3 protein-coding genes are annotated in these 2,779 nt (G+C 63.7%); 2 read left to right on the top strand and 1 reads right to left on the bottom strand.

The features are described 5' to 3' along the window. Nucleotides 1–196 (bottom strand): hypothetical protein (locus BQ9843_RS00050; RefSeq protein WP_230205502.1); only part of this gene is annotated, 196 nt, incomplete at its 3' end. 381 nt (nucleotides 197–577) lie between these two features. On the opposite strand from BQ9843_RS00050, the gene BQ9843_RS00045 reads away from it, so the two are divergent. Further along, the gene (locus tag BQ9843_RS00045) at nucleotides 578–2,035 is read left to right on the top strand and encodes a MobA/MobL family protein (RefSeq protein ID WP_075843398.1); all 1,458 of its coding nucleotides are present in this window, start codon (nucleotides 578–580) and stop codon (nucleotides 2,033–2,035) included. Nucleotides 2,036–2,053: 18 nt separating this feature from the next. Further along, nucleotides 2,054–2,629, top strand: a complete 576-nt coding sequence (locus BQ9843_RS00040; protein ID WP_075843397.1) for a hypothetical protein — start codon at nucleotides 2,054–2,056, stop codon at nucleotides 2,627–2,629. The last annotated feature ends 150 nt before the right edge of the window (nucleotides 2,630–2,779 follow it).

Raw genomic sequence — 2,779 nt, 5'->3', positions numbered from 1 at the left:
TGCGCTTGGCCCGTTCTTCGCTTCGCTGTTTCGCCTTGAGTTTCTTCAGACGCTCCTCGGTCTCGGCGACCTGCTGGTCGAGGGTCTTCTTGACGCGCTTGCGCTTCGGCTTCGCTGGTTGCGTTTCGGTGCGCGCCGAAATCGTCGGCCTTGGCGGTTCCGTCATGCCCGGATAGGCCCTGCTTTCAAGTTCCATGTAGTACTGCCTTTCAACTGCGTTTTTACTTAGATGGATTGTACCCATTAGCGAGCGGGTATAATCCCTTCATGAAGTGAAGGGCGCACTTAGTCTCACTTACTCGCGCCTGCGGCGCTGCGTGAGAGAGACATTGCGTGCGCGCCTAGGCGGCGTGCCTCTACGCTCACTTCGTTCGCTGCGCGTCGCTGGCGCTCCTTGCCTCTCCGGCATGACGCAAACGGTTCGCCTTTGGCGGCTTACTGTTTGCGTCATGCCTGCGCGGTCGCCAAGGCTCCCTTGCGCTCCGCGACACCGTGCCCGTTCGCCTCAATGGCCCACGGTGCGCACGGCATCGCTGCGCGCTCGTTTCACTCGCTTGCCTGAAAGGGGGCAGACGCCATGGCCATCTACCATCTCAATGCGCGCGGCATCGCACCGGCACGAGGCTCGTCGGCTGTCGCGTCCGCCGCCTACCAGAGCGGCGAGACGCTGCGCGACGAGATCACGGGCGACCTCAAGCGCTACGCACGCGCCGAGCGTATCGCCGATACCGGCATCATTCTCCCCGACGGCGCGCCGGCCTGGGATCGCCAGAACCTCTGGAACGAGGCCCAGCGCGCATATGGCGGCGGCAACGAACTCGTGGCCAAGCGCTACGAGTTCGCCCTTCCCCGTGAGCTTGACCTGGACGAGCAGCGCGCCTGCGTCCTCGATTTCTGCGGTCTGTTCAAGGGGCGCGCGTGCGACTGGGCGATTCACGATAGCGGTGACGGCAATCCCCACGCCCATGTGCTCGTGAGCGCTCTCAAACTCGGTGCCGATGGCTTCGAGCGCCCCAAGGCCCAGAAGTCGACCAAGGTCTACCTGTGCCGCCGCCCCGACGGCAGCGACGTCATGGTCGCCGCCAAGGACTGGAAGGCCGCTAAGGCCGAGGGCATCGAGAAGGTCTACAACTTCAGGGACGGTGAGCGCCGGACCATGTCCCAGGCGGAGGCGCAGGGCCTTACCAAGGACGATCGCAAGACGAAGACACCCGTTGCCGTCACCGCCAAGATGGACGGAGCCAAGGCGTTTGATGCGGAGAAGGCCGAGCTCAAGCGCGTTCGCGCGTCCTGGGCGCAAATCGCCAACAAGCGACTCGCCGAGCACGCCGCGCGCCGTGACGAGGTCGCCGTGACGATTGACCACCGCTCTTTCGAAGACCGCAAAATTGAGTACGTGCCGACCGTTCATGAGGGACAGCGGCCTACGCCCGAGCGCGTGGCCATAAACGTCGAGGCGCGCGAGACGAACCGTGCGATCGATCGAGTCCTCGCCGAACTTCGTCAGCTCAAGGAGCGCGCCGCCGCCTGGTGGCATCAGAAAACCGATGCCGTCACCCAACGCCGCCGCGTCTTCATCGCACGGCATACGGGCACCATGCGCGCCACGGCGGCGCGCAAACGCTCTATGGCCATGGGGCGCACGGTCGACCTCGCTCTCGATAGCGAGATCGCCAAGACCGTCGAGGCCGAGATTCAACAGGTCTTTGCGCGCCGCTCGAACAACCATTTCAACGACCTCGCCAAGGCACTCGCCAAACAGGGCGTCGATATGGGTTTCGCCGACGGCAAGGGGGATCTCAAGTTCAGCAAGGACGGCCGCACCGTCACGGGCGCGCAGATGGGCAGACCCATGCGTCAGCTCATGGCCATGAGCCAGGAGGCCGGCCGTCCCGTCACGGCCGAGCAGCTGCGGGCCATGACGGCCGAGCAGCGGAACAAACTCGTGCGCGAACAGGCTGCAAAGACCGTCAAGGTTCAACGGCCGCTTACCGTCGAGGTTGAGATCGAGAACACGAAGGGCATCCATCACTAACAGAAACGGAGCTTAACCATGGATGATTTCAGCAACCTTAGCCAGGACAACCTGGCTGTCATGGCCGACAGCCTGAACACGTCGGCCGACCTCAAGGAGCAGGCGGCGCGCGACCATCTGCGCGTCGCCAAGGACATGCACAGCATCGCCGGCATCGCAAAGGAGATGCACGGCGCGCTCGTCGAGAACACGGACACCATGCGCGATATGTCGGAGGCCGTCATAGGTGCCGCCGAGCGCGCCGAGGATGCTTCAGGCGTCGTCTACAAGGCTGTAGAGGCCCGAGCGGTCGAGTGTCTGCGGGACGTTGAGCAGGCGGCTAAAAAAGCCGTTGAGAGCAGCCAGGCGAGCGCAAGGCAGGCTGTCGACGAGCTTGAGGGTGCAAGGAGGTCGATGGTCGCGGCGACCGTCGCGTGCTGCGTCGTGACCTGTGTCGCGTGCCTCATCGTATTTCTCGTCGCTGTTGGGTTCATGTGGGTCCAGCTCAAGGCCGGGGCCGAATGGCTTGGTGCCTGGGGTTGGGCGGCGCTGCTGCTGTCTATGGCCATCTGTGGGACCATCGGATATTTCATCGCGGTCAAGGTTCGTGGGTAGCCATGGACGATATCGAGCTGCTCGATTGGCAGTTTAGGATTGCGAAAATGGGCCGCTCCGAGCTTGAGACTACCGTCGAGCTGATGGCAGATCCCGCGGAGAAGCCGTTCTCGCTCCATGACCCAGAGGCTGTGGCGCGGCTCGCGCGCC

It is taken from the genome of Collinsella bouchesdurhonensis, assembly GCF_900155365.1.
GTDB lineage: Bacteria > Actinomycetota > Coriobacteriia > Coriobacteriales > Coriobacteriaceae > Collinsella > Collinsella bouchesdurhonensis.
Note: the sequence above shows the minus strand (reverse complement) of the source record. Positions and strands in the feature narration are given on the sequence as shown.

Bases quoted from the DNA above. Each gene is read 5' to 3' on its own strand.
- BQ9843_RS00045 (WP_075843398.1), top strand. From the start codon at position 578: ATGGCCATCTACCATCTCAATGCGCGCGGCATCGCACCGGCACGAGGC.
- BQ9843_RS00040 (WP_075843397.1), top strand. From the start codon at position 2,054: ATGGATGATTTCAGCAACCTTAGCCAGGACAACCTGGCTGTCATGGCC.